Here is a 26,886-nt window from a genome sequence, read left to right as displayed (position 1 = left end):
CAATGGCGGCGGCCATGCCGGCGGATGCGCTATCGGCGGGGTGTTACCGGCGGGGCGCTATTTTCGGGGTCCGATTGCCGGGTGGGCCATCTATGGCGCGCCCCCGGCCCCGTATCCCTGGCCCTTCCATTCGATAAAACACAGTCCATGCCCGAACGGGTCGGACAGCATCGCCTGGCGGCCCCAGTCGAATTCCCGTGGCCAGTCCTCGATTTCCGCGCCGGCGCTGAGCGCCCGCTCGATGGCCGGTTCCAGCGATTCGACCACGAAGTCCAGATGCACCGGGGTCCAGTGCCGGACGTAATCGCGCCGGGTATCGGCCCGTGTGGTCGCCACGGTGCCGGGCGCCTTGGCCAGCAGGTACACGGGCGCGCAGGCACCGTGCAACTCGGCCACCGTGCCGTCGAACAGCCTGCGGTTGAGCCGCAATCCCAATCCTGCCTCATAGAAGCCGATGCCGCGTTCGAGGTCATCGACGTCGATGTTGATCAACAACTCCATGCCTGCCTCCTGAGCGTTCTCCCGATGCGCGGCGCCGGGCAGCCGCTCCTGACGACTCCTGACGCTTGCTTGAACCGGGCGAGCATTGTGCGCCCGGGCTCCTGACACCAGCTGTCAGGAGTGATGCGCAGGCCGTCACCCCGGACTGGTGGTCCTGGGGGCGGACAGCGGCGCGCGGGAAGCCCCATAATACGGAAATCTACGATCTGGAGATTCAAGTTGCGCTTCGAACACCTGGTGGAAATCAATGACCCAGGCAATCCCACGCTGGAGCCGCTGACGCCGGACCAGCTTTGGCAGGGCCTTGTACTGCGGGCGGAATCGCCGGAACTGTTCATGCTCGGGCTGGACAGCGCCGAGATCGTCGGGCGGGGCGATGGCTGGATCGAACGCGTGCTGCATTTCGGCAAGGCCAGCGTGAGCGACCGCGTGGCCTACGAACCGCGCCGCGCCGTACGGTACGAGTCGGCCCCGACCGCCGAACATGCGGGCGGCACGCTGGAGATGATTATCGAGACCCCGGCGCCTGGCGCACTGCTGGTCCGCTTCATCTATCAGACCACCATGCCCAACGTGGACGCGAGCGGCGACAACCGCTACGCCGAGATCGTCAAGTCGGCCTATCACGAGGCCGACCTCGATACGGTTCGCAAGATCCGGGAAATCGCCGCGACAGGACGGCTCGGGTGAGCCGCCCATCCACTGCGCCGGCAAGTACCGGCAGCGGGGATGCCCACGGAGGAGGCGCTGGCGGATCGCAGGCACCCGGGGAGCCAGGCGAGCCGGACCCGTCGGCGGGCCGCCGTGGCGGCCCCACGCGTGCCGACCTGCGCGCCCGCTACGGCGACCGCCTGCGCTGGCTGATCCTGGTCACGCTGATGCTGGGCACGATGTCGTCGATCGTGTCGTCGACCATCGTCAATGTCGCCATTCCCGACCTGAGCCGCCATTTTGACCTGGGCCAGGAGCGTGCCCAATGGGTGGCCGCCAGCTTCATGATCGCCATGACGCTGTCGATGCTGCTGACCCCGTGGCTGCTCAACCGCTACGGCCTGCGCCGCACGTTCATCGGTACGCTGGTGCTGCTGGGCGGGGGCGGGCTGATCGGCGGGTTCTCGCCCACGTTCGGCGTCATGCTGGCCATGCGCGTGGCCGAAGGCATTGCCGCCGGCATCATGCAGCCGCTGCCCAATATCTTCATCCTGCGCGTCTTCGATGAACGCGAACAGGGCAAGGCGTTGTCGCTGTTCGGGTTTGGCGTGGTGCTGGCGCCGGCCATCGGCCCCAGCGTGGGTGGCTTCCTGGTGGAGCTGTTCGGCTGGCGCTCCATCTTCTTCGTGGTGGTGCCGCTGACGCTGGCCGGCTTGTGGATGGCGCGGCGCTACATGGCCGTGGACTCGGCGATGATGGGCGAGCGCAAGCCGCTGGACTGGCGCGGCCTGGCCCTGGTGGGCGTCGCCACGGTGAGCCTGCTCAACGGACTGGTGGAAATGCGCTCCAGTGCCGGGGAAGGCCTCGGGCTGGCCGTGTTCGGCGTGTTGATGCTGGCGGCCTTTGTTGCCTGGCAGCTGCGCGCACCAGATCCGCTGATGAACATGCGGCTGTACAGCTACCGCCAGTTCTCGGCCGGTGCCGTGGTGGCCTTCATCTATGGCGCGGGCCTGTTCGGTTCCACCTACCTGCTGCCGGTCTACATGCAGATGGCGCTGGCCTACACGCCGTCGGCGGCTGGCCTGGTGCTGATGCCGGCCGGGATTGCGCTGGCGGTGACGATCGCGGTGGCGGGGCGGCTGACCAGCCGCATCCTGCCGCACCGCCAGGTGTCGTTCGGGCTGGCGCTGCTGGCGGGGTCGTTCCTGCTGATGGCTACCGGATCGATGGCCACGCCGTACGTGCTGCTGGTGCTGTACGCGGTGATTGGCCGTATCGGCCTGGGGTGCATTCTGCCGTCGCTGACGCTGGGGTCGATGCGGGGCGTCGATTTCTCGATGATTCCGCAGGGGTCGAGCTGCATCAACTTCCTGCGGCAGCTCGGTGGCGCGATTGGTGTCAGCCTGGCCGGGGTGGGCCTGCAGTGGCGCCTGGCCGAGCATGGCGCGGTGCTGGGCAAGGGCGGCGATGCAGCGGCACAGGCCGCGCGCATCCAGGCCTTCGATGAAACGTTCCTGGCCGTGGGGATCGTGATCGCCACGGCCATCCTGGCCGCATGGCGCATCCGCCCGCGGCCGGTGCCCGAGGGCTGACGCCGCCTAGCGGTTGGCTGCCAGGGCCTCGCGGTGTTGCGTCAGGAACGCTTCGACACCGCCTGGCTCGCGCCCGGTCATCCGCCGGAAGTCGGGGCTGACCACCTGCATCGCCCCCTGCGCCATGCCGCGCTCCAGATAGACGAGCATTCCCGCCACCGGGTCTGGCAGGCCGCCGGCAACCAGGCTGGTGCGCAACACATCCTCCGATACCTCGTCCACCTTTACCTCGATGCCCAGGCAGGCGTGGATTGCCCGCGCGAGCATGATCGGCGTGACCGCCTGCGGGCCGGTGATGTCGACGGAGGCACCCGATGCCCCGACATCGGCGCGCAGCGCGCAAGCCCCAGCCAGCGCGCAATCGGCACGGGCGACATATGCCACCCCGGCGTGGGCGTTCAGCGTCCGCAGTACGCCCGACGCGATGGCCTGGCGGGCCGTGGCGAGCACCATTTCCATATAGAACGCGTGGCGCAGCACGGTATGGCCGATGCCGGCGGCGCGCAATGCCTGTTCGGTGGCCACATGGTCTGCGGCCAGCGCGGCCAGCGGCGAATCGGCCGAGGCCATGAACGAGGCATAGACGATATGCCCGACGCCGGCTTTCCGCGCGGCCGCGATCGCGTGCCGATGCTGCTGCACGCGGCGCGCCCCGGCATATCCCGCAGCCGTGCTGGTCAGCAGCAGGCGATCTGCGCCGGCAAATGCGTCGTTCAGGCTCGATGGCTGGTCGAAATCCGCCGGGCGCACATCGACCCCTCTGCGAGCCAGATCCCGAGCCTGCGAAGGCGTACGGGTGGTGCCGATCAGGGTGGTGGTGCCACGCCATCCGGCGGGGCGGGATTCAACGAGATGGGTGGCCGCGAGGCGGCCGTAGTGCCCGGATACACCGGTCACCAGAAGGTTCTGCGTCTGCATGACATTTCCTTGCGACATGGCGCGGCGCCAATGATCCGGCCGGGCCGGTCACTGGCACGCGTAGCCGGCACGCGTGACAGGGCAGGCGTGCCGGGCGGAATGGCTTGGGATCCCTAGCGGGAAGCAAGGAAGGCAGATGTCATGGCGTGCATGGTAGCGCGACTGTCACGCTATCGATACAGGTGCTTCACGTGCGTGACACATGCACGCCACACGCTATGCGTCGAGGCGTGCAGCAACGATTCCGGCAATGCGGTGAAGGGCATCGCATTGGCACACCTGCTTCGTCGCTCGCGCTTCGTCCATCCCACTTAGCGAGCGACAAAAAATGAAACAAATGATGAACGGCTCCCCGGCCCGCGTGGCGTACCTGCTGGCGGCGCTGGCCGGCAGCCTGGCACTGGCCGCATGCGGCGGCGACGACAACAACGGCTCAACCACCCCAGCCGCCCAGACGCCGACCACGCCGACCACGCCTGCCACCCCCACCGCGCTCAAGACGCTCGACGGCAATCCGCCGCTGGTGATCGGCCATCGCGGGCTGCCGGGCCTGTATCCGGAGGAAACGCAGGTGTCGTACGAAGGCGCCGCCGATGCGGGCGCCGATTCGCTCGAGGAAGACGTCCACCTGAGCAAGGACTGCATGCTCGTGGTGCGCCACAACCCCTGGCTCAGCGACAACACCAACGTTGCCGCGGTCGCCGCGACCAACGCCACGGTGGCCGCGCGCAAGCGCACCGTGCCCGGCGTGCGCGTGCCGGTGTCGTGGCCGACCACGCCCACCAGCGGTCCGTCAACCTATCTGACCGACCTGACCAATCCGGCCGATCCCACGTCGGTGCTGCGCTCGCTGGTCGTCGACGGCGAGGACCACACCAATGACTGGTCGATCACCGATTTCACGGTGGCCGAGCTGAAGCAGTGGATCCGGGGCACCACCTACGACGCCAAGGATGTGCGCCCCACGGCGCTGAATGGCCAGTTCCCGATCCTGACGCTGCAGGAGGTCTACGACATCGCGCGCGCCAAGTCGGCGGTGACCGGCAAGACCTTCACGATCTATCCGGAAGCCAAGAACCCGTACTGGAACAACGCGCAGGCCATCGCCAACGGCTGCGGCGCGGCGGGCTCGCGGCCGCTCGAAGACGCGCTGATCCAGTTCCTGAACGCCAACAACCTGAACAGCAAGACCGCGCCGATCTTCCTGCAGAGCTTTGATCCGGCCAGCCTCAAGTACATGCGTTCGAAGGGCGTGCTGGCGCGCATGGTGCAGCTGGTGGACGGCAACGCGGTCAACTACCAGACTGGCGAGATGATCTACCAGACCAACGACGACTACGCGTTTGTCGACGGCCGGCCGTACAGCTGGACGATCACCGGCGACTCGCGCTGGTTTGGCGAAATGCTGACGCCGGCCGGCCTGGCCGAGATCAAGACCTATGCCGACGGCATCGGCCCGTGGAAGCCGCAGGTCTTTGCCTGGAAGGTCACGCCGTGGAAGGCCACCAACGCCGATGGCACGCCCTACACGGGGTCGCTGGCCGACGTGAACTCGGTGGAACCCACCAGCCTGATCGCCGATGCGCACAAGGCCGGGCTCTTCGTGCATCCGTACACGTTCCGCAACGAGGCGCGCTATCTGCCCGGCAAGTACAAGGGCGATCCGGTGGGCGAGTACCTGGACGCGTTCCGGGCCGGCGTGGACGGCGTGTTCTCGGACTTCGCCAATACGGCCGTGGCGGCGCGGGCGCAGTACCTGAAGGAAACCGGACGCTAGGCCGGCCGGACGGCTGGATGAGGGAAGGGACGCCCGCGCCTGCGGGCGTTTTCGTTTCCCGGCGCTTATTGCAGCGTGGGCAGTTCGTTGCGCTGGTAGCAGACGCCGGCCAGGAAGCCGCTCAGCACCGACGCGGCTTCGCGGCCGCCTGCCGGGCGGGCCTGGATGGCCGATGCAGCGAACTCGGTCAGCGCCACCATGGGGGCCGAGGGCGGGTTGCCGCCTTCGAACAGGGCGCGCTTGGCGCTGTAGCCATGGGTGCGCATGTCGACCGCGGCGGACATCGCCGTCGCGGCGTAGACGGTGCAGGACTTGTAGCGGACGGGATCGTAGGCCGGGGCTGCAGGTTCGGCGGGGCGGGACGACGCGCGCGGGGCGGCCATCAGCGCCGTCGACATCATCAGCGCGCAGACGCCGAACAGCACTCGGTAGGTCTTCATGTCTTCCAGAATCACGACACTGTTGCCAGATACATTGCGGATAGTCTGGTTATCGGCAGGAAAGACAAGGTGCTGAATGGCGGCGGACGGCGCCAGGCCGTCCGCAGGGCGGGAGGGTCAGCTGGCGCGGCCGGCCAGCAGGTCGCCCACCAGTTCGATGTACTTCTGCCTGGCTTCGTCCTGGGTGGTGCCCTTGAGCGCTTCCCAGGCCTCGAACTTGTAGCGGCCGACGAAATCGGTCATGCCGGGCTTGTCGCCGTGGGCATCACCTTCGGCGCCTTGCTTGTACAGCGCGTACAGGCGCAGCAGCGTCATGTTGTTGGGGCGCTCCGACAGCGTCTTGACGTCGATTTGGGCCTGGTCGAATTGGGCTTGCAGGTCGCTCATGGGGTCTCCGTGTGGCAATGCGTTGGACAGGGGCGATGATAAGCGCCGCCGGCGTCTGTTTCGGTGCAAAAAAGTCGAGGAAGCTCTCGGTTGCCGGCCTGGCGGCCGGGGCGGGAGCGTGCCGTTGCCAATACTGCTTTGCCCCGCCAGCGGATACAATCGCTGCCATGTCCTGGATTCTTGCTGTCGAGACCTCCACAGAGTGGTGTTCCGTCGCACTCGGGCGCGCCGCCGCGAATGGCGCCGCCGAGTGTTTCTCACGTCATGAGCACACCGGCGCGCGTTCGTCGTCGCGGGTGCTGCCTGCCGCCGGCGAGGTGCTGGCCGAGGCCGGCATCCGCCTGGCCGACTGTGCCGCCATTGCCTTTGGCGCGGGCCCAGGGTCCTTTACCGGCCTGCGCACGGCCTGCGGCGTGGTGCAGGGCCTGGCCTTCGGCGCGGACCTGCCCGTCATTCCCGTCAACGTGCTGATGGCGTGCGCGGAAAGCGTCCGTAACGTCACGCATGACGGCGCAGCGCTGCCTGCTGGCACGGCCGTGCTGGTTGCCATCGACGCACGCATGGACCAGGCCTATGCCGCCACGTTCCGCTGGGACGATGGCGCGGGGGACTGGGCGATGGACGGCGCCATGCAGGTGGGCGCGCCGGAGTCGATCGCGGCGCCCGAGGGCGATTTCTGGCTGGCCGGCAATGCGCTGACCGTCTTTGGCGACCGCCTGGCGGCGGCGGCCCGTGCCGCGCGCACGGTGCCCGAAGCCATGCCCGACGCCCGCGCCCTGGTGTCGATCGCGCAGCGTGCACTGGCGCGCGGCGAGACCATTGCCGCCGCGGACGCCATGCCGATCTATGTGCGCGACAAGGTTGCCCAGACCATTGCCGAGCGCGAGGCCGTGGCCGCCGCCAAGGCCGCCGCGCTGGCTGGACAGGGAGCGGGCCGATGAGTGCCGCGCTGCTGCCCCCCGAGCGCCCCGAGCAACCGGAGTGGCCCGCCGTGCCGGTCATGCCGGCGCTGGCACCGGGCTGGGCGCTGGATCACATGAGCGCCCGCGACCTGCCGGCCGTTGCCGATATCGAGCAGCGCGCCTACAGCCATCCCTGGACGCGCGGCAATTTTGAGAACTCGCTCAAGGCCGGACATTTCGGCCTGACGCTGCGCGATCCGTCGACGGCGCTGATTGGCTACGCGATGCTGATGCCGGTGGTCGACGAGATGCACCTGCTCAATATCACGATCGATCCGATCCACCAGCGGCAAGGCTACGGGCGCCTGCTGCTGGCGATTGCGCTGGCGACGTCGCACGCGCACCGGCTGCACACGATGCTGCTGGAGGTACGGCCGTCGAATATCGGGGCGCTGGCGCTGTACCTGGAAGCCGGGTTTGCCGAGATCGGCCGCCGCAAGGGCTACTACCCGGCCACGGCGCTGGGGCGCGAGGATGCACTGGTGCTGCGCCGCGTCTGGCCCGCCAGCATTGATGGGGATCCGGCATGAACCGCCGTGCGATGTTCCTGGAAGCCATGGGCATTTCCGCCGAGTGGGTGCCCCGCCGGGCGCCGGACGCCGAAATGGCCGTGGATGAACTGGTGGTGGCGGAAGCTGCCGTCATCGACACGGCAGTCGAATCGGCCGTGCAGATGGTGGCAGGGACGGTGGCAGGGACGGTGGCAGGAAAGGCCGCGGCACCTGCAACAGCGGCCCCGCAGGAAGCCCCTGAAGCTTCTGGTGCTCCTGAAGTCCGGTCCATCCGGTCGCCCGGGCCGGTCAGCGTGCTGGCAGATGTTCCGGGCGACACCGATCATGTCGTCGACGACGCCATGGACGACACCATGGACGACGCCATCGACAATGCCGTCGAACTGGCCGCGACCGTCGAGGCGTTCGACGCACCGAACCCCGATCGGCCGGCTGCGCCGCACGTAGCGCAGCCGCTGGTGCGCCTGCCCGAGCAGGCGGGCCGCGAGGCGGCCATCGCCGGCATGCCCTGGCCGGAGCTGGCCGGCAGCGTGGCGGGCTGCACTGCATGTGGCCTGTGCGACACCCGTACCAACACCGTGTTCGGCGTGGGCGATACCCAGGCCGAATGGATGCTGGTGGGCGAGGCGCCGGGCGAGAACGAGGATTTGCAAGGCGAGCCGTTTGTCGGCCAGGCCGGCAAGCTGCTGGACAACATGCTGGGAGCGCTGGGCCTGGCGCGCGGTCAGAACGTCTATATCGCCAACGTGCTCAAGTGCCGTCCGCCGGGCAACCGGAATCCGGAGCCCGACGAGGTGGCCCAGTGCGAACCCTACCTGAAGCGCCAGATTGCGCTGATCAAGCCGAAGGTCATCGTGGTGCTGGGCCGCTTTGCGGCGCAGTCGCTGCTGCGGTCGAGCACGCCGATCGGCAAGCTGCGCGGCACGGTGCATACCTACGAGGGCATTCCCGTGGTGGTGACCTATCACCCTGCCTACCTGTTGCGCACGCTGACCGACAAGGCGCGTGCCTGGGAAGACCTGTGCCTGGCGCGCGAGGTCCACGATCGTGCGGGAGCTGAAGCCTGATCTCGCGCAGGTGACGCCACCGGGCGGCTGTGCGCCGGCCGGCGCAGACTTGCCGTTGCCGTTATGGTGCCGCGCGGCCTCTCAGCGCACGCGCGACCTGGCGTGGTGCTCGCTGTCCCCGGCGCTGCTGTCGCATCTGCCCGATGGCTACCTCGACGGCCCGGCCCGGCTGGCCCAATGGCCGCCTGGAGCCCGGGCAGGGTGGCAGGCGTGGCTGTCCGAGGCCGATCCGGCCATCCTGCCCGAAACCATCTCCGAACTGAGCCAGCATCCCGACCCAACGGGCAGTCGCAGCCTGCGGCTGGGCCGTCATGCCGAACGGCTGCTGCACTTCGCGCTGCGGCACACACAAGGCGTGGATCTGCTGGCCGCCAATGTGCCGATCCGGCGCGCCAACGGTCATGGCGTGCAGACGCTGGGTGAGCTCGACGTGGTCTGGCGCGACCCGTCCAGCGCGGCTGTCGTCCACTGGGAGATGGCGGCCAAGTTCTATCTGATGGTGAAGGGCGTTGCCGGGCATCGGGCCTTTGTCGGGCCGAATCTTGTCGACCGGCTGGGCGACAAGCTCGATCACATCGTGCGGCGGCAACTGCCGCTGGGTCGCACGGCCGAGGCCCAGGCGCTGGTCGGGCATCCCGTGGATCGCAGCGAAGTCTATCTGCTGGGGTGGCTGTTCTATCGCGACGGCGTCGTGCCGGCCGGCCTGGAAACCCTTGGCATTGCCCCCGATCACCTGAGCGGGTGGTGGGCGCCGCTTGCCGCCTGGCATGCCCGGGCGTCGGACCCGGCCCGGAGCCATGTGCGCTGGTACCGGCTGTCCCGGTCCGACTGGCTGTCGGGTGCCCGGGTGGCCGACGACGCCACCGATACGGCGGCGGTGATGCACGACGCGCTGGCCGAACGCTTTGCCGACCCGCTGCATGCGTGGCGCCGCGAGGCTCCGGTGATGGTCTGTGAACTGGTGCAGGATCAGGATGCGCCCGGCATCTGGCGCGAGTGCTCGCGCGGATTCGTGGTGCCGGACGACTGGGAGGCGCGGGCCGCGCTGCGGGCCGCGGCGCCCTGAAGGGCGCCAGGGGGCAGGGACGCCGAAAGGACGCCCCGCGTGTGACTAGTGGTGCTTGTCCTCGCCGATCATCGCCAGCGAGTTGTACACCTTCACGTTGTGCTTGTGCAGGCGCATCACCAGCGCCATGGTGGCCACGATGAACAGGCCCAGCGCGACGATCACAAAGCCGATCGGCACGTTCAGCTTGATCAGCAGCGCGTACAGGCACAACATCAGCAGCACCGATACGTTCTCGTTGAAGTTCTGTACCGCGATCGAGTGACCGGCCGAAAGCAGCACATGCCCACGGTGTTGCAGCAGGGCATTCATCGGCACCACGAAGTAGCCCGACATGGCGCCCACGATCATCAGGAACACGTAGGCGATAGCCATGTAGAGCGGCATCGCCATGCCCAGCACATCAAGCGTGACGGCCGGCATGGTGTCCTTGGTGTAGAACGCCATCAGGATCACGGTGGCACCCATTGCCACGCCGAAAGGCAGCACCGACAGCGATTTGCGCAGCGGAATGCGCGCGGCGGCGGCGATGGCGCCCACCGCCACACCCACGGCCACCACGGCCTGGAGCAGCGCGCCTTGCGACAGGTTCAGCCCGAGCGACTTCTCGGCCCACTTGAGCACGATGAACTGCAACGTGGCGCCCACGCCCCAGAACAGCGTGGTCACGGCCAGCGAGATCTGGCCCAGCTTGTCGCGCCACAGCGCGATGAAGCAGTCGCCAAACTCGGCAATCAGCTTGATCGGGTTCTTTTCCTGCTGGGGATAGCGTGCGCCGGTGTCCGGAATGAACAGGTTGAAGACGCCGGCGACGAAGTAGAACAGCATGATCACCACCATCGCCGCTTCGGCGGGGGTGTTGATGCCGGTGTCGACGTAGGGCAGGTCGAAGCGCAGCAGGATCGTCGACAGATGCACCGAGATCAGTGCGCCGCCCACCACCGTGCCCAGGATGATCGAGCCGACCGTCAGGCCCTCGATCCAGCCATTGGCCATTACCAGTTTCTCGGGGGGCAGCAGCTCGGTCAGGATGCCGTACTTGGCCGGCGAATAGGCCGCCGCGCCAAAGCCGACGACGCCATAGGCCAGCAGAGGGTGCAGCCCGAACATCATGATGGCGCAGCCCACGATCTTGATGGCATTGGTGATCAGCATCACCTTGCCCTTGGGCATGGAGTCGGCAAAGGCGCCCACGAATGCCGCCAGCACCACATAGGACAGCACGAAGAACAGCTTGAGCAGCGGGGTCATCCACTGCGGGGAATGCAATTCGGTAAGAAGGGCAATGGCTGCGATGAGCAGGGCATTGTCGGCCAGCGACGAAAAGAACTGCGCGGCCATGATCGTGTAGAAACCCTTCTTCATACCTTGGACTTTGTCTCCATCGCGGGCGTCCATGTGGACGGGCAAAAGCGGACCGGCCGGGAGTGCCGTTGCTTGCAGGGAACCTGTTGCACCTGCCTTGTCAAAGTGGGGCGGCGACGCTACTTTCGCGCGCCTTGCGGCTTGCCTGACCGTCATTGACATATTGCTTCTCTTTTAAAACATGGCCGGAGCGTCCGGCTTTATATCACGAATCCGCGACATTTCAGCACACCGGCGGACGCGCATTGGACAGTACTTGCCCGGATGGATTCCCGGAATCGACCTGCGGATGTGGTCAAATATCGCCTGCGCAAGGTGGCGCGGGTGCATCCGCAAAGACCGTCCGGTCCCAAAGGCCTGTTACCGCACAGTGTGTGCCACCTCAACGCCCGAATCCAGTGGCCTGCCGACCGGGTCTTCCCGAATCTGGTGCAGAACATCGTTCGACAGCCCACGCAAGCAGTCATATCCATGCCAAGACCCATTCACGCTGTCATCCACCAGCCTGCGCTGGCCAACAACCTGGAAGTGGTGCGCCGCCATGCCCCGGATTCCCGCGTCTGGGCGGTCGTCAAGGCCAATGCCTACGGCCACGGCATCCGCCGCGCCTTTGCCGGCCTGAAGGGTGCCGACGGCTTCGGCCTGCTGGACCTCAACGAAGCCGTGCTGCTGCGCGAACTGGGCTGGCAGGGTCCGATCCTGCTGCTGGAGGGATTCTTCCAGCCCCAGGATGTTCCCGTGATCGAGCAATATCGCCTGACCACCGCCATTCATTGCGAGGAACAGCTGCGCATGCTGGAGCAGGCCCGCCCCAAGGGTCCGCTCGCCATCCAGCTCAAGCTCAACACCGGCATGAACCGGCTGGGCTTCCGGCCCGCCCAGTACCGGGCGGCCTGGGAGCGGGCCCGCACCATGTCGTGGGTGGGCAGTATCGTCCATATGACCCATTTCTCCGATGCCGACAGCGCGCGCGGCATCGCGCACCAGATCGAGGCGTTCGAGACCGCCACGGCCAACCTGCCCGGCGAGGTCAGCCTGTCGAATTCGGCGGCCGTGCTCTGGCATCCGTCGGCCCATCGCAACTGGGTGCGCCCGGGCGTGATCCTGTACGGCGGCTCGCCCACGGGCCTGTCGGCCGACATCGCCGACACCGGCCTGCAGCCGGCAATGTCGCTGCACAGCGAACTGATCGGCATCCAGGACCTGCAGCCGGGCGACACCGTCGGCTATGGCTCGATGTTTACGGCTGACCGGGCAATGCGCATCGGCGTGGTGGCCTGCGGCTATGCCGACGGCTACCCGCGCCACGCGTCCGGCTGGGGCGACAAGCGCGCCCCGGTACTGGTCGACGGCGTGCGCACCGACCTGGTGGGCCGTGTGTCGATGGACATGATCTGCGTGGACCTGACCCCGTGCCCCAAGGCCAAGGTGGGTTCGCCGGTCACGCTCTGGGGCCACGGGCTGCCGATCGACGACGTTGCCGCCGCCAGCGGCACGGTGGGCTACGAGCTGATGTGCGCGCTGGCGCCGCGCGTACCGACCACGGTGGCGATGCTGACCACGGCCGATTCGGCCGCCTGAAGACAGCCTGCGCCCCATCCAGCCCTAGTCCGGATTTTTCGATGGCCAAGACCAAGACTGTCTATACCTGTACCGAATGCGGCGGTACCACACCGCGCTGGGCAGGCCAGTGCCCGCAATGCAATGCCTGGAACACGCTCGTGGAGACCGTGGCGGATTCGGGGTCGTCGGCCACGCGCCGTTTCCAGCCGCTGGCGGCGTCGGCCGTGGTCCGCAAGCTCAGCGACATCGAGGCCGCCGATGTGCCGCGCTTTACCACGGGCATCGATGAATTCGACCGGGTGCTCGGTGGCGGGCTGGTGTCGGGCGGGGTGGTGCTGATTGGCGGCGACCCCGGCATCGGCAAGTCGACGCTGCTGTTGCAGACGCTGGCGAACCTGTCGGCCAGCCGGCGGGTGCTCTATGTCAGTGGCGAAGAGTCTGGCGCCCAGATCGCGTTGCGGGCGCAGCGGCTGGGGGTGGAGGCCGCCACGCTGGGGCTGCTGCCCGAGATCCAGCTGGAAAAGATCCAGGCAGCGCTGGAGGCCGACAAGCCCGAAGTGGCGGTGATCGACTCGATCCAGACGCTGTATTCCGAGGCGCTGACCTCGGCGCCGGGGTCGGTGGCCCAGGTGCGCGAATGCGCGGCGCAGCTGACGCGCATTGCCAAGAGCAGCGATATCACGATCATCCTGGTGGGCCACGTGACCAAGGAAGGCAGCCTGGCGGGCCCGCGCGTGCTGGAGCATATCGTCGATACGGTGCTGTATTTCGAGGGCGACACCCATTCGTCGCACCGGCTGATCCGCGCGTTCAAGAACCGCTTTGGTGCAGTCAACGAACTTGGCGTTTTTGCGATGACCGAGCGCGGCCTGCGCGGTATCAGCAATCCGTCGGCGCTGTTCCTGTCGCAGCATGAGGAGCAGGTGGCCGGATCGTGCGTGCTGGTGACGCAGGAGGGCACGCGCCCGCTGCTGGTGGAAGTGCAGGCGCTGGTCGACACCGCCAACGTGCCCAACCCGCGCCGGCTGGCCGTGGGCCTGGAGCAGAACCGGCTGGCGATGCTGCTGGCCGTGCTGCACCGGCACGCCGGCATTGCGTGTTTCGACCAGGACGTGTTCCTGAACGCGGTAGGCGGGGTCAAGATCACCGAGCCGGCCGCGGATCTGGCGGTTTTGCTATCGATTCATTCGTCGATGCGCAACAAGCCGCTGCCACGTGGGCTGGTGGTATTTGGCGAGGTGGGTCTGGCCGGCGAGATTCGCCCCAGCCCGCGCGGGCAGGAGCGGCTCAAGGAAGCCGCCAAGCTTGGCTTCACGATGGCCGTGATCCCCAAGGCCAACGCGCCGAAGCAGCCCATCGACGGGCTGGAAGTGATCGCGGTGGACCGCCTGGAACAGGCGATCGACCGCGTACGGCACCTGGACTGACGCCATGACCGGCGCTGCCGTGGATGCCGAAGGCGCAGCGTCGCGATCCGTGGCGCGCGCCAAGCGTTCGCAGGCGGCCTACCAGTCGCTGCGTGACGACATCTTTGCGTTCCGGCTGCTGCCGGGCGACCGCTTCACCGAAAACGACGTGGCCGAACGGCTGGGCATCTCGCGCACGCCAGTGCGCGAGGCGCTGCAGCGCCTGCAGGGCGATGGCCTGGTGCGGGGCTACTACCGCAACGGCTGGGAAGTGGTGCCGCTGGACCTGGGTCGTTTCGAGGCGTTGTATGAACTGCGCACGCTGCTGGAAACCCATGCCGTCACGCGGCTGTGCCAGCCATCGCACGCCGCGCGGCGTGCCGGACTGATTGCCATGCTTGACGCGACCTGGCGCGTGCCCCCTGGCCAGCGCCTGGCCGACGGCAACGTCGTGGCGCAGCTCGACGAGGCGTTTCACCTGGCCATCGTCGATGCGGCGGGCAACCCCGAAGCGGCCGCCGTGCACCAGCAGGTGACCGACCGCATCCGCATCATCCGCCGGCTCGACTTCGCGTTCGGGGAGCGGATCTCGCTGACTTACGACGAGCATGGCGCGATCCTGGCTGCGCTGGCCGAAGCCGACGCCGCGCGCACGGTGGCGCTGCTGTCCACGCACATCGAGGATGGCCGCGCCGAAGTCAGCCGCCTGACGATGGCCCGGCTTGAGGAAGCCCGCACCAGCTTCGTGCCGTCGACCGAATCCGGTGCACCGGCGCGCCGCCGCCGGTTCGGCTGAGCGCGGCCGTTTCTTCGCCTGTTTCTCCGCTCGCGGCATCCCGTCGCGACGCTTTATCACCCGCTATCCCTCACGCCAGGCGGCATAGGCCGCCGTATGCCTCTCTGGCACAGGCACCCCCTCGCCAGTAGGGGTGTCCATGGCATGCCTATTGCGATCGTCTCACGCAGGAGATTTATGTATACATAAATCGCGGAACTGTCGTGACCTTTCATTTGAATCCGATCCGGGGCAGCCGGGGCATGGCCGTGGCGCCGCACGCGCTGGCATCGCAGAGCGCGCTGGCCGTATTGCGCGACGGCGGTAACGCTGTCGAGGCGATGGTCGCGGCCGCGGCCACCATCGCCGTGGTCTATCCGCATATGAACAGTCTCGGCGGCGACAGCTTCTGGTTGATCGCGCGTCCGGGCGAGGTGCCGCTGGCGCTCGATGCCTGCGGCGCGGCAGCGGGGGCGGCGACCATCGCGTGCTATCGCGAAGCCGGCTTTGCCGCGATTCCCACGCGCGGTGGCATGGCGGCGAACACGGTGGCCGGCACGGTGTCGGGCTGGCAGGCGGCGCTTGACTGGCAGCGCGACGCGCTGGGCGGACGCCTGCCGCTGGCGCGCCTGCTGGCCGATGCCATCGACCATGCGCGTGACGGCGTGCCGGTGACCGATAGCCAGTCGGCCTGCGTGGCGGCCAAGGCCGGCGAACTGCAGGATGTGCCGGGGTTTGCACAGACCTTTCTGGTGGATGGGGCGGCGCCCGCGCCGGGCAGCCGTTTCCGTCATCCGCGCCTGGCCGGCACGCTCGAACAGCTGGCGCGCGCCGGGCTCGACGATTTCTATCACGGCGACCTGGCCCGGCTGCTGGCGCACGAACTGCAGCAAGTGGGCAGCCCGCTGACGGCCGCAGACCTGCACGCCCATCGCGCCACCTGGAAGGCGCCGCTGGCGCTGGCCCACTCGCAAGGCACGGTCTACAACATGCCACCGCCCACGCAGGGGCTGGTGTCGCTGCTGATCCTGGGGCAGCTCGACCGGATTCTCACGCCTGGCATGGACCCGCTTGGTGCGGCGTTCGTGCATGCCTGCGTGGAATCGACCAAGCAGGCGTTCCACGTGCGCGACCGCCATATCACCGATCCCGCCTATATGGAGATCGATCCGCGCGACCTGCTGGCGCCGCCGTGGCTGGACGCGGCCGCCGCGCGCATCCGTGCCGATGACGTGCTGCCGTGGGGGCAGGGCATCGGGCCGGCCGATACGGTGTGGATGGGCGTGGTCGACGGCAATGGCGTGGCCGTCAGCTTTATCCAGAGCATTTATCACGAGTTCGGCAGCGGCATCGTGCTGCCGCAATCGGGCGTGAACTGGCAGAACCGCGGGTGCAGCTTTGCGCTGGACCCCGCCGCGCGCAACCCGCTGATGCCGGGCCGCAAGCCGTTCCACACGCTGAACCCGGCGATGGCGCGCCTGAACGATGGCCGCACGCTGGTCTACGGAAACATGGGTGGCGACGGCCAGCCGCAGTCGCAGGCGGCGGTGTTCTCGCGGATCGTCCATTTCGGCATGAACCCGCAGGCGGCCATCGACGCGCCGCGCTGGCTGCTGGGACGCACCTGGGGCCAGACCACCGACACGCTGAAGCTCGAAGCGCGCTTTCCGTCCACGGTGCAGCAAGCGTTGCGCACGCTGGGCCACAACGTGGAGGTGCTGCGTCCCTACGACGAAGCGATGGGCCACGCAGGCGCCATCGTGCTGCAACCGGATGGCCTGTACCAGGGCGGCAGCGATCCGCGCAGCGACGGCGCGGTGGCTGCGTGGTGATCGCGCCGTGAGGCAGGCGCCGGCCTGTACCGGATTCCAACAAGGCGTGGCGCCGCATGGCCACGCGTCTCTCTCGAAGTCTGTCTGAAGGAGTGGTTCGATGCGTACCGTTGCTGATAACGCGGCCCTGGGTGTGCCGCAGGCCATGCCGCTGGCGCGCACGCGCTGGCTGCAGTTGCTGCTGGGGCTCGTGTGCATGATGGCGATTTCCAGTCCGCAGTATGTCTGGACGCTGTTTACCAAGCCGTTGTCCGCCAAACTGGGCGTGCCGCTGTCGGAGCTGCAGGTCACGTTTTCGTTGCTGATCGTGTTGCAGACATTCTTCTCGCCGTTCCAGGGCGCGATGATCGAACGGTTCGGCCCGCGCCGGCTGATCGCGCTGGGCACGGTGCTGTCGGGCCTGTCGTGGGTGCTGGCGGCGTCGGCGCAAAGCGTGAGCATGCTGTACCTGACCTACGGCGTGGTGGGCGGGCTCGGCACGGGTATTGTCTACGTTGGCGTGGTGGGGCAGATGGTGCGCTGGTTTCCGGATCGGCGCGGCTTTGCCGTGGGCATGGTGGCGGCCGGCTACGGCATGGGTGCCATCCTGACCACGTTCCCGATTGCCGCCGCGCTGGCCGGCAAGGGGCTGGAATCCACGCTGTGGCAGTTTGGCCTGATCTTCGCGGTGATCGGCTTCCTGGCATCGCAGGGGCTGCGCGCGCCGGCCGCCGGCGAGCAGCTGGCGGTGCGGCCTGCCTACACGCCGTCGAACGTGGCCGACGTGCCGACCCGCAAGATGCTCAAGACGCCGCTGTTCTGGCTGCTGTTCGCGATGATGACGATGATGTCGACTTCGGGCCTGATGGTCACGTCTCAGATGGCCGCGTTTGCCAAGGATTTCGGGGTGTCCAACGCCGTGGTGTTCGGCATGGCCGCGCTGCCGCTGGCGCTGACCATCGACCGCCTGACCAACGGCCTGACGCGGCCGATGTTCGGCTGGATCTCGGATCGCTGGGGTTGTGAAAATACGATGTGCTTCGCCTTTGCGCTGGAAGCGGTGGCGATGACGCTGTGGCTGCTGACACGCGAGAACGCGGTGCTGTTCGTGCTGCTGTCCGGCGTGGTGTTTCTGGGCTGGGGCGAGATCTTCTCGCTGTTCCCGTCGACGCTGACCGACACGTTCGGGACGAAATTCGCCACCACCAACTACGGCTGGCTCTATATCTCGCAAGGCATCGGCTCGATCTTCGGCGGCCCGCTGGCGGCGCTCATGCATGAGCGGATGGGCAGCTGGATGCCGGTCTTCGGCGTGGCCATCACGCTGGATATCGTGACGGCGGTGCTGGCCATTGCCGTGCTGAAGCCCTGGCGCAAGCGGTATCTGGGCGCACCCGCGGCGGGCTGACCGATTGGGGTCGTGCGGATGCAGGGGCGAGGGCGATGCCGGGGGCGGGGTGTAGAGGTGCGTCAATCCGCCACAGTGCCGGTTGTGGCGGATTGCGCGGGCGCCCCGGTGCCCGAGCGGAAAATGGGTAATAATTCGCGTCGAAGCAATTCTTGCCCTCGACACACATGCAAGCCAACTCTCGCGCCTATTTCCTGCTGATCGCCATTGTCTCGTTCGCGTTGCTCGGCGCCGCGCTGTACATGCAGTACGTGGAAGGCTATCAGCCGTGCCCGCTCTGCATCATGCAGCGCTTTGCGTTCCTGGGCATCGGCCTGTTCTCGCTGCTGGCGGCCATTGCGCAGAACACGCGCACGCTGTGGCAGGGGCTGGGCATGCTGTCCGGCGTGGCCGGTATCGCGGTGGCCGGCTACCACGTGTCGCTGCTGCTGAATCCCAAGGCCTCGTGCGGCATCGATCCGCTGGAGAACTGGGTCAACGCGCTGCCCACGGCCAAGCTGCTGCCGCAGGTGTTCTATTCGGACGGCCTGTGCACGGCGCCGCTGCCGCCGCTGTTCGGCCTGTCCATCCCGGCCTGGTCGCTGATCTGGCTCGTGATCCTGACGCTGACGCTGGCGGTGGGGCTGATCCGCCGCGAGAAGAACTATCGGTAATCGCTTTTCCCCTCTCTCGCGTGCGGGAGAGGGGAGCAGATCCAGGCGGGTGATATGCCTCAGGCGATCTGCTCGATCTGCTCCTGCAGTTCCAGCCAGCGTTCCTCCAGCTGGTCCAGTTCGCCAGTGACCTCGCCCTGGCGCTTCAGCATTTCCATCAGCCTGGCCTTGTTGGCTTCCTCATAGCTCGAAGATTCGGCCATGAAGGCGTCGATTACGGTCTTGTCGGCCTGCAGCACCGACATGCGCTTTTCCACCTTTTCCAGTTCCTTGGTCAGCGGCTTGCGCAGCACCGACAGCCGTTGGCGTTCGTCGGCCTCGGCGCGGCGCTGGTCTTTGCGATTGACGGCCGGCGTGGCCTCGGCGGCGTGGGCGGCCGTGGCGGCATTGCGCTTGGCGGCCGCCTGTTGCAGCAGCCAGTCGCGATAGTCGTCCAGGTCGCCGTCGAACGGGCGGATCGTGCCGTCGGCCACCAGCATGAACTGGTCGGACGTGGCGCGCAGCAGGTGCCGGTCGTGCGAGACCAGGATCAGCGTGCCTTCGAACTGCGCCAGGGCCATGGTCAGCGCTTCGCGGGTGTCCAGGTCCAGGTGGTTGGTCGGTTCGTCCAGCAGCAGCAGGTTGGGCTTTTGCCAGACGATCAGCGACAGGGCCAGCCGCGCTTTCTCGCCGCCCGAGAACGGCTCGATTGGCGAAGTTGCCATGTCGCCGCGGAAATTGAAGCTGCCCAGGAAGTCGCGCAGTTCCTGCTCGCGCACGTCGGGGGCCAGCCGCGCCAGGTGCTGCAGCGGCGAATCGTGGTCGCGCAGCGTTTCCAGCTGGTGCTGCGCGAAGTAGCCGATGACCAGGCCCTTGCCCAGCCGCACCGTGCCGTTGAGCGGGGGCTGCGTGCCGGCCAGCGTCTTGACCAGCGTCGACTTGCCCTGGCCATTGGCCCCGAGCAGGCCAATGCGCTGGCCGTTCTGGATCGACAGCATGAGCCGGTGCAGGATGGTGATGGGCGGGTCCGCTTCGGCGTAACCGCAGTCGACGTTGTCGAGCACCATCATCGGGTTGGGCGCCGAATCGGGCTCGCGGAATTCGAACGCGAAGCCGGCTGCCACGTGCACGGGCGCCAGCCGCTCCATCTTTTCCAGCGCCTTGACGCGGCTTTGCGCCTGGCGTGCCTTGGTGGCCTTGGCCTTGAAGCGCGTGATGAACGATTCCAGGTGCGCGATTTCCTTCTGCTGACGCGTGTAGGCGGACTGCTGCTGGGCCATCTGCTGCAGCCGCATCGTTTCGAACAGCGTGTAGTTGCCGCCGTAGCGCTTGAGCTGCTGGTTCTCGATATGCACCGTGACGTTGCAGATCGCGTCCAGGAATTCGCGGTCGTGCGAAATCATGACCAGCGTGCCCGGATAGCGGGCCAGCCAGTCTTCGAGCCAGACGATGGCGTCCAGATCCAGGTGGTTGGTCGGTTCGTCGAGCAGCAGCAGGTCTGACGGGCACATCAGCGCCTGCGCCAGGTTCAGGCGCATGCGCCAGCCGCCCGAGAACGACGCCACCGGCTGCGTCACCTGCGGCAACGTGAAACCCAGGCCCAGCAGCAACGCCTCGGCGCGGGCCGCGGCCGTATAGCCATCGGCATCGGCATAGGCGGCATGGGCCTCGGCTTCGGCCGAGCCATCGCCGCTGGCCTGGGCGGCGGCAATGCGCGATTCGATCTCGCGCAGGCGCGTGTCGCCGTCAATCACGTATTCCACGGCCGTACGCTCGACTGCGGGTGTCTCTTGCGCCACATGTGCGATGCGCCACTGCGTGGGCACGGTCACGTCGCCGCCATCGGGATGCAGTTCGCCCCGCAGCATCGCGAACAGGGTGGACTTGCCGCTGCCGTTGGCGCCGACAAGGCCCACGCGCTCGCCCGGATTGAGCGTGACGCTGGTGTGGTCGAACAGCACCTTGGTGCCGCGCTGGAGGACAAGCTGGTCGATTCGTATCACGTGGAGGGCTTCAGGGCTGGGTAAGGCTCGATCGGCTGGGCGGCCGATCATTCGGCAGGCCGGCATTGTAGCGCGCCGGGGGCCACTGGCCCGCCGCCGGCCCCGCCGGCTTTCAGTCGCCTTGCATGTCCGCTTCCATGTATTGAGGGATTTCCCGTATTCGATCACTTAGGTCATTGCGGGCACGCCATTTGCGTGTAAATTTATTTACATTGATTGCTGCACTGCGAAAGTGCCTTTTCATCGCCGGACCCGCGCCAATGCGCCCGGCGATGCTTCAAGGCGGTGCCAACCCCACACCCGACGTCCTGACATGCCCATCGGCCAGACGATTTCCGAACGCATCGCTCGCGCCTTGCCCACACTGACGCCCGCGCACCAGCGCATGGCGAACTATGTGCTGGACAACCTGTTTCGCGCGGCCACGATGCGGATCGACGAATTCGCCACGGCGGTGGAGGTGTCGGTGGCCACGGCCAACCGCTTTGCCAAGGCGCTGGGCTTCGAAGGCTATCCGCAATTCCGCGCCGAACTGGTGCGCGGGTTCGAAGCCACGCTGGCGCCGGTGGAGCGCCTGCGCGACGAACTGGCGCGCCCGAGCACGGTGGCCGAGGTCTTTGCCGCGTCGCTGGAAGATGGCGCCCGCAACCTGGAATCCACGCGCCGCAATCTCGATCCCGAATCGATCGAGCGGGCCGTCGACGCCATCCTGCAGGCCGAGCGCGTCTATGTGATGGGCTTCGGCGCCAGCGGCTACCTGGCGGGCCTGATGCAGCACGGGCTGGAAATGCACTGCCGGATGGTGACGTCGGTGTCGACGGTGGGCGGTGCCTCGCACGCGGCGCGGCAGTTGTTCAAGCTGACGCCGAAGGACCTTGTGGTCTGCATCGCGTTTCCGCGTTACGTGACCGATTCGATGAAGCTGGCCCAACGCGTGAAGGCGCACGGCGGCCGGCTGCTGGCGCTGACCGACGGGCCGACCTCGCCGCTGGCGCCGCTGGCCGATATTTCGCTCTATGCGAACGCCGGCAACCGCCTGTCCGCCAACTCCGAAGCCACGGTGCTGGCGCTGATCGAGGCGCTGTGCGGCGCGGTGTCCTACCGCTCGGTGCGCGCGGTAAAGGCGGCGGCCGAGATGACCGAATTCCTGTTGCCGTGGCTGTACGGCGCGCCCGGTGCGCGCGACGACCGCGGCGCGCAGAAATCCTCAGACTGAAGTCAAGAAGGGAAGTAGAAGGACCTATGCCTCAAGCTGTTATCGCCATCCACGGCGGCGCCGGCACGATCACCCGTGCGGCCATGGACGCCAACCGCGAACGCGAATACACCATCGCGCTGGAACAGGTGCTGCTGGCCGGCCAGCGCGTGCTGGCCGAAGGCGGCAGCGCGCTCGACGCTGTGACCGAAGCCGTGCGCCTGCTCGAAGAATGCCCGCTGTTCAACGCCGGCAAGGGCGCCGTGCTGACGCACGCGGGCACCTACGAGCTCGATGCATCGGTCATGGACGGCGCCACGCTCAATGCCGGCGCCGTGGCCTGCGTCAAGCGCGTGCGCAATCCGGTGCTGGCCGCCCGTGCCGTGCTGGAAAAGAGCGAGCACGTGCTGTTTGCCGGCGAAGGTGCCGAGGCATTTGCCGAAGCGCAAGGACTGGAACTGGTGGCGCCGGAATACTACTTCACGCAGGCCCGCTACGACCAATGGCAGCGCGCCCAGGGCACCACCGGTATGGCGCTGCTGGATCACGATGCCGCTGCGCTGGCTGCCAGGGCGGCGCAGGAAGGCAAGGCCGATCCGCTCGATGCGGACAAGAAGTTCGGCACGGTGGGCGCCGTGGCCTGCGATGCCAATGGCAACCTGGCCGCCGCGACGTCGACCGGTGGCGTCACCAACAAGCGGGTGGGCCGCGTGGGCGATACGCCGGTGCTGGGCGCTGGCTGCTATGCCGATGACGTGGCTGCCGTATCGGCCACGGGCACCGGCGAGATGTTCATCCGTACGGCGGCCGCGTTCGACGTGTCGGCGCAGATGCGCTACGCGGGCTTGTCGCTGGAGGAATCGGCACGTCGCGTGGTGATGGAAAAGCTGCCGGCCATCCACGGCCGGGGCGGCCTGATTGCGGTGGATCGCGCGGGCAACGTGACGTTGCCGTTCAACACCGAAGGCATGTATCGCGGCGTGGCCCGCGTCGGCGAACCGGTCAACGTCTGGATTTACGGCTGATATGCAGAAAACTGTTTCCAAGCATGGCATCGTGCTGCCGCCCGAGCGCGCGGTAGCGGTGGACAACCTGACCGTGCGCTTTTCCACGTCGGAACGTACGGTCGAGGCGGTGCGCAACCTGTCCTTCCACGTGGATCGCGGCGAAACGCTGGCCGTGGTGGGTGAATCGGGCTCGGGCAAGTCGGTCACTTCGCTGGCGCTGATGCGCCTGGTGGAGCACGGCGGCGGCAAGATCGCCAACGGCAACATGCTGCTGCGCCGCCGTTCGGGCGAAGTGGTGGATCTGGTCAACTCGACGGAATCGACGCTGCGCAGCGTGCGCGGTGCCGACGTGGCGATGATCTTCCAGGAGCCGATGACGTCGCTGAACCCGGTGTTCCCGGTGGGCGAGCAAATTGCCGAATCGATCCGCCTGCACCAGGGCAAGGGCAAGGCCGCCGCACGCGCCGAGGCGCTGCGCATGCTGGAACTGGTACGCATTCCCGAGGCGCGCCGCGTGCTGGACCGCTTCCCGCACCAGCTGTCGGGCGGCATGCGCCAGCGCGTGATGATCGCCATGGCGCTGTCGTGCAAGCCGGCGCTGCTGATTGCCGACGAACCGACCACGGCGCTGGACGTGACGATCCAGGCCGAAATCCTGCAGCTGATCCGCAACCTGCAGGCCGAGATGGACATGGGCGTGGTCTTCATCACCCACGACATGGGTGTGGTGGCCGAGGTGGCCGACCGCGTGCTGGTGATGTACCGCGGCGAAAAGGTGGAAGAGGGCACGTCCGACGACGTGTTCCATGCGCCGGCCCATCCGTACACGCGCGCGCTGCTGTCGGCCGTGCCCAAGCTTGGCGCGATGTCGGGCACGGACCTGCCGGCCCGCTTCCCGCTGGTGCAGATGAGCGACACCGACGCCGCGGTCAGGGAACTGCCGCAGGACACCGTGCCGGCCGGCGCCGAGCCGATCCTGCGCGTGCGCGACCTGGTCACGCGCTTTGACGTGCCGGGCGGCCTGTTCGGCAAGGTCACGCGCCGCGTGCATGCGGTGGAGCAGGTCAGCTTCGACCTCTACCCCGGCGAGACGCTGGCGCTGGTGGGCGAATCGGGCTGCGGCAAATCCACCACCGGCCGTTCGCTGCTGCGCCTGGTCGATGCCCAGAGCGGCACGATCGAGTTCGCAGGCCAGAACATCAGCAAGATGCAGGGCCCGGCCCTGCAGGCACTGCGCCGCAATATCCAGTTCATCTTCCAGGACCCGTTCGCGTCGCTCGATCCGCGCGTGCCGGTGGGTTACTCGATCATGGAACCGCTGCTGGTACACAAGGTGGCCAGCGGCAAGGAAGCCGAGGCCCGCGTGGCCTGGCTGCTGGAGAAGGTAGGCCTGACGGCGGCGCACGCGTCGCGCTATCCGCACGAGTTCTCGGGCGGCCAGCGGCAGCGTGTCTGCATCGCCCGGGCGCTGGCGCTGAACCCCAAGGTGGTGGTGGCCGACGAGTCGGTGTCCGCGCTGGACGTGTCGATCCAGGCCCAGATCGTCAACCTGATGCTCGACCTGCAGCGCGAACTGGGCGTGGCCTTCCTGTTCATCTCGCACGACATGGCCGTGGTGGAGCGCGTGAGCCACCGCGTGGCGGTGATGTACCTGGGCCAGATCGTCGAGATCGGCCCGCGCCGCGCCATCTTCGAGAACCCGCAACACCCCTACACGAAGAAGCTGATGTCGGCGGTGCCGATTGCCGACCCCGCGCGCCGGCATCTGAAGCGCGAACCGCTCTCCGACGAGATTCCGAGCCCGATCCGCATGGTCGGCGACGAACCCGTGGTGCAGCCGCTGGTGGCCGTGGCCGGCAGTGGCGCGCATGGGCACTTTGTGGCACGGCACGCCATTGGCGGCGCCTATTGACCGATTCCGTAGTACCGAAGTCGCTGTATCCCCTGTATTCCTGCTTTCCCGATAGAGGAGAAGAGATGTCCAAGGTTTCTTTCCGGCTGATGGCCGGTGCTGCCGCAGTCGGCGCCATGGGTATGCTGGCCGCCGCCCCGGCCTTTGCCGCCAAGGATGCGGTGATGGCCGTGTATTCGACGTTCACCACGCTCGATCCGTACGACGCCAACGACACGCTGTCGCAGGCGGCCACCAAGTCGTTCTACCAGGGCCTGTTCGGCTTCGACAAGGACCTGAAGCTGGTCAACGTGCTGGCCGAAAGCTATGACGTCAGCAAGGACGGCCTGGTCTACACGTTCAAGCTCAAGAAGAACATCAAGTTCCACGACGGCACCACGTTCGACGCCACGGCCGTCAAGGCCAACCTGGACCGCGTGACCGACCCGGCCAACAAGCTCAAGCGCTACACGCTGTTCAACCGCGTGGCCAAGACCGAGGTGGTGGACCCGTACACGGCCCGCGTGACGCTCAAGGAGCCGTTCTCGCCGTTCATCAACGTGCTGGCCCACCCGTCGGCCGTGATGATCAGTCCCACCGCGCTGAAGAAGTACGGCAAGGAGATTGCCTTCCACCCGGTGGGCACCGGCCCGTTCGAATTCGTCGAATGGAAGCAGACCGACTACCTGAAGGGCAAGAAGTTTGCCGGCTACTGGAAGACCGGCTACCCGAAGATCGACACGATCACGTGGAAGCCCGTGGTGGACAACAACACGCGCTCGGCCGTGATGCAGACCGGCGAGGCTGACTTCGCGTTCAGCATTCCGTTCGAGCAGGCTGCCGTGCTCAAGGCCAGCCCGAAGGTGGACCTGATCGATTCGCCGTCGATCATCCAGCGTTACCTGTCGCTGAACACGATGGTGAAGCCGTTCAACGACCCGAAGGTGCGCCAGGCCATCAACTACGCCATCAACAAGGAAGCGCTTGCCAAGGTGGCCTTCGCCGGCCATGCCGTGCCGGCCGACGGCGTGGTGCCGCATGGCGTGGACTACGCCGAGAAGCTGGGCCCGTGGCCGTACAACCCGGCCAAGGCGCGCGAACTGCTGAAGGAAGCCGGCTACCCGAACGGCTTCGAGACCACGCTGTGGTCGGCCTATAACCACACCACCGCGCAGAAGGTGATCCAGTTCGTGCAGCAGCAGCTGCAGCAGGTGGGCATCAAGGCGCAGGTGCTGGCCCTGGAAGCCGGCCAGCGCGTGGAGCGCGTGGAATCGGTGCAGAAGCCGGAAGAAGCCGGCGTGCGCATGTACTACGTGGGCTGGTCGTCGTCGACCGGTGAGTCGGACTGGGCACTGCGTCCGCTGCTGGCGTCGGAATCGATGCCGCCGAAGCTGCTGAACACGGCGTACTACAAGAACGACCAGGTGGATGCCGACATCGCCGGCGCGCTGCGTACGACCGATCGTGCCGAGAAGGCCAAGCTGTACAAGGATGCCCAGCAACGTATCTGGAACGACGCTCCCTGGGCCTTCCTGGTGACCGAGAAGATCCTGTACGCCCGTGCGAAGCGCCTGACCGGTGCCTACGTGATGCCGGACGGCTCGTTCAACTTCGACGAGATCGATATCAAGCAGTAAGCCGAATCGGCGTGGCCGGTTTTCTCCCCTATCCCGCCTGGCGGGAGAGGGGAGCGGGGGAGAGGGCCCAGCGGTTCGGGTTGCGTACGTCGCATCCTGGCAAGCCACGCCCTCGCCCCCAACCCCTCTCCACACGTGGGAGCGGGGAGCAGTGAAGCTGTGAAGCTGCAGCAGTAGTAGATATGAAGTGGTAGCAGTCGCGGTAAGCAGTGCATAACAAGCTGTTTATAAATGCGGTAAGCCGAGAGGCCGCCTGCCCGTGTATGCGGGGTGAAAGGGCGGGCGGCCACCGGTCTCAAATTTCTGGTTTTCTGGTGTCA

Annotated in this window: 23 protein-coding genes; 17 read left to right on the top strand and 6 right to left on the bottom strand. The window is 67.1% G+C overall.

All coding sequences use genetic code 11. The features are described from left to right. Positions 1-90: 90 nt before the first annotated feature. On the bottom strand, positions 91-501 hold the full coding sequence (locus ACOABP_RS01140; RefSeq protein ID WP_474226615.1) for a VOC family protein: 411 nt from the start codon (positions 499-501) through the stop codon (positions 91-93). 219 nt (positions 502-720) lie between these two features. Here ACOABP_RS01140 and ACOABP_RS01135 point away from each other — a divergent pair, with 219 nt between their 5' ends. Together ACOABP_RS01135 and ACOABP_RS01130 are read left to right on the top strand one after the other, a co-directional pair. Then, entirely contained in the window at positions 721-1,191 is a 471-nt protein-coding gene (locus ACOABP_RS01135; RefSeq protein ID WP_066733424.1) for an SRPBCC family protein, read from the top strand. Between the two features lie 137 nt (positions 1,192-1,328). Further along, the gene (locus tag ACOABP_RS01130; RefSeq protein ID WP_474227881.1) at positions 1,329-2,744 is read left to right on the top strand and encodes a DHA2 family efflux MFS transporter permease subunit; all 1,416 of its coding nucleotides are present in this window, start codon (positions 1,329-1,331) and stop codon (positions 2,742-2,744) included. 6 nt (positions 2,745-2,750) lie between these two features. Here ACOABP_RS01130 and ACOABP_RS01125 read toward each other — a convergent pair whose 3' ends face one another. Next, on the bottom strand, positions 2,751-3,662 hold the full coding sequence (locus ACOABP_RS01125) for an NAD(P)H-binding protein (RefSeq protein WP_474226614.1): 912 nt from the start codon (positions 3,660-3,662) through the stop codon (positions 2,751-2,753). Positions 3,663-3,999: 337 nt separating this feature from the next. Between ACOABP_RS01125 and ACOABP_RS01120 the strand changes: the two genes are divergently transcribed. Further along, entirely contained in the window at positions 4,000-5,439 is a 1,440-nt protein-coding gene (locus ACOABP_RS01120) for a glycerophosphodiester phosphodiesterase family protein (RefSeq protein ID WP_474226613.1), read from the top strand. A 65-nt stretch (positions 5,440-5,504) separates the two neighbouring features. Here ACOABP_RS01120 and ACOABP_RS01115 read toward each other — a convergent pair whose 3' ends face one another. After that, entirely contained in the window at positions 5,505-5,879 is a 375-nt protein-coding gene (locus tag ACOABP_RS01115) for a hypothetical protein (protein ID WP_474226612.1), read from the bottom strand. Positions 5,880-5,996: 117 nt separating this feature from the next. Further along, positions 5,997-6,266, bottom strand: coding sequence for an acyl-CoA-binding protein (locus ACOABP_RS01110; RefSeq protein ID WP_474226611.1), 270 nt, complete (start codon positions 6,264-6,266; stop codon positions 5,997-5,999). Between the two features lie 167 nt (positions 6,267-6,433). Between ACOABP_RS01110 and tsaB the strand changes: the two genes are divergently transcribed. Genes tsaB through ACOABP_RS01090 form a run of 4 tightly spaced genes read left to right on the top strand, consistent with a single transcriptional unit; the run spans position 6,434 to position 9,873 of the window. Next, positions 6,434-7,207: a tRNA (adenosine(37)-N6)-threonylcarbamoyltransferase complex dimerization subunit type 1 TsaB gene (gene tsaB / locus ACOABP_RS01105; RefSeq protein ID WP_474226610.1), complete on the top strand. Its 774-nt coding sequence runs from the start codon at positions 6,434-6,436 to the stop codon at positions 7,205-7,207. Then, positions 7,204-7,758 (top strand): ribosomal protein S18-alanine N-acetyltransferase, encoded by a 555-nt coding sequence (gene rimI / locus ACOABP_RS01100; protein WP_474226609.1) that lies wholly within the window; start codon positions 7,204-7,206, stop codon positions 7,756-7,758. Before tsaB ends, rimI begins: the two co-directional genes overlap by 4 nt. Continuing rightward, positions 7,755-8,807, top strand: coding sequence for a uracil-DNA glycosylase (locus tag ACOABP_RS01095; protein WP_474226608.1), 1,053 nt, complete (start codon positions 7,755-7,757; stop codon positions 8,805-8,807). Before rimI ends, ACOABP_RS01095 begins: the two co-directional genes overlap by 4 nt. Next, positions 8,788-9,873 (top strand): DUF1853 family protein, encoded by a 1,086-nt coding sequence (locus ACOABP_RS01090; RefSeq protein WP_474226607.1) that lies wholly within the window; start codon positions 8,788-8,790, stop codon positions 9,871-9,873. The genes ACOABP_RS01095 and ACOABP_RS01090 overlap by 20 nt, the downstream gene beginning before the upstream one ends. A 45-nt stretch (positions 9,874-9,918) precedes the next feature. On the opposite strand, the gene lplT is transcribed toward ACOABP_RS01090, so the two are convergent. Further along, the gene (gene lplT / locus ACOABP_RS01085) at positions 9,919-11,238 is read right to left on the bottom strand and encodes a lysophospholipid transporter LplT (RefSeq protein WP_474226606.1); all 1,320 of its coding nucleotides are present in this window, start codon (positions 11,236-11,238) and stop codon (positions 9,919-9,921) included. A gap of 471 nt (positions 11,239-11,709) precedes the next feature. Here lplT and alr point away from each other — a divergent pair, with 471 nt between their 5' ends. The 6 genes from alr (at position 11,710) to ACOABP_RS01055 (ending at position 18,854) form a co-directional block, all read left to right on the top strand. Then, complete coding sequence (gene alr, locus ACOABP_RS01080; protein WP_474226605.1) at positions 11,710-12,819, top strand: alanine racemase; 1,110 nt, start codon at positions 11,710-11,712, stop codon at positions 12,817-12,819. Positions 12,820-12,860: 41 nt separating this feature from the next. Continuing rightward, positions 12,861-14,228 carry a DNA repair protein RadA gene (gene radA, locus ACOABP_RS01075; RefSeq protein WP_474226604.1) on the top strand — a complete coding sequence of 456 codons (1,368 nt, stop codon included), beginning with the start codon at positions 12,861-12,863 and terminating at the stop codon, positions 14,226-14,228. Positions 14,229-14,232: 4 nt separating this feature from the next. Then, on the top strand, positions 14,233-15,003 hold the full coding sequence (locus tag ACOABP_RS01070) for a GntR family transcriptional regulator (protein WP_474226603.1): 771 nt from the start codon (positions 14,233-14,235) through the stop codon (positions 15,001-15,003). A gap of 242 nt (positions 15,004-15,245) precedes the next feature. Beyond that, a complete protein-coding gene (locus tag ACOABP_RS01065; RefSeq protein WP_474227880.1) occupies positions 15,246-16,814 on the top strand; it encodes a gamma-glutamyltransferase family protein in 1,569 nt (522 codons plus the stop codon). Between the two features lie 100 nt (positions 16,815-16,914). Then, positions 16,915-18,201, top strand: coding sequence for an oxalate/formate MFS antiporter (gene oxlT / locus ACOABP_RS01060; RefSeq protein ID WP_474226602.1), 1,287 nt, complete (start codon positions 16,915-16,917; stop codon positions 18,199-18,201). A 167-nt stretch (positions 18,202-18,368) separates the two neighbouring features. Further along, complete coding sequence (locus ACOABP_RS01055) at positions 18,369-18,854, top strand: disulfide bond formation protein B (RefSeq protein WP_066733396.1); 486 nt, start codon at positions 18,369-18,371, stop codon at positions 18,852-18,854. A gap of 59 nt (positions 18,855-18,913) precedes the next feature. Here the strand turns inward: ACOABP_RS01055 and ACOABP_RS01050 are convergent, their stop codons facing one another. Next, positions 18,914-20,836: an ATP-binding cassette domain-containing protein gene (locus ACOABP_RS01050; RefSeq protein WP_474226601.1), complete on the bottom strand. Its 1,923-nt coding sequence runs from the start codon at positions 20,834-20,836 to the stop codon at positions 18,914-18,916. 313 nt (positions 20,837-21,149) lie between these two features. Between ACOABP_RS01050 and ACOABP_RS01045 the strand changes: the two genes are divergently transcribed. The 4 genes from ACOABP_RS01045 (at position 21,150) to gsiB (ending at position 26,566) form a co-directional block, all read left to right on the top strand. After that, entirely contained in the window at positions 21,150-22,052 is a 903-nt protein-coding gene (locus ACOABP_RS01045) for a MurR/RpiR family transcriptional regulator (protein ID WP_474226600.1), read from the top strand. Between the two features lie 26 nt (positions 22,053-22,078). Next, positions 22,079-23,056 carry an isoaspartyl peptidase/L-asparaginase family protein gene (locus tag ACOABP_RS01040; protein ID WP_474226599.1) on the top strand — a complete coding sequence of 326 codons (978 nt, stop codon included), beginning with the start codon at positions 22,079-22,081 and terminating at the stop codon, positions 23,054-23,056. Between the two features lies 1 nt (position 23,057). After that, positions 23,058-24,950, top strand: a complete 1,893-nt coding sequence (locus ACOABP_RS01035) for a dipeptide ABC transporter ATP-binding protein (RefSeq protein ID WP_474226598.1) — start codon at positions 23,058-23,060, stop codon at positions 24,948-24,950. Between the two features lie 65 nt (positions 24,951-25,015). Next, a complete protein-coding gene (gene gsiB / locus ACOABP_RS01030; protein ID WP_474226597.1) occupies positions 25,016-26,566 on the top strand; it encodes a glutathione ABC transporter substrate-binding protein GsiB in 1,551 nt (516 codons plus the stop codon). Positions 26,567-26,886 lie beyond the last annotated feature (320 nt).

This window comes from Cupriavidus sp. HE11 (assembly GCF_056097175.1).
The sequence above is the reverse complement of the archived record's forward strand: the minus strand, read 5'-3'. Positions and strand labels throughout refer to the sequence as shown.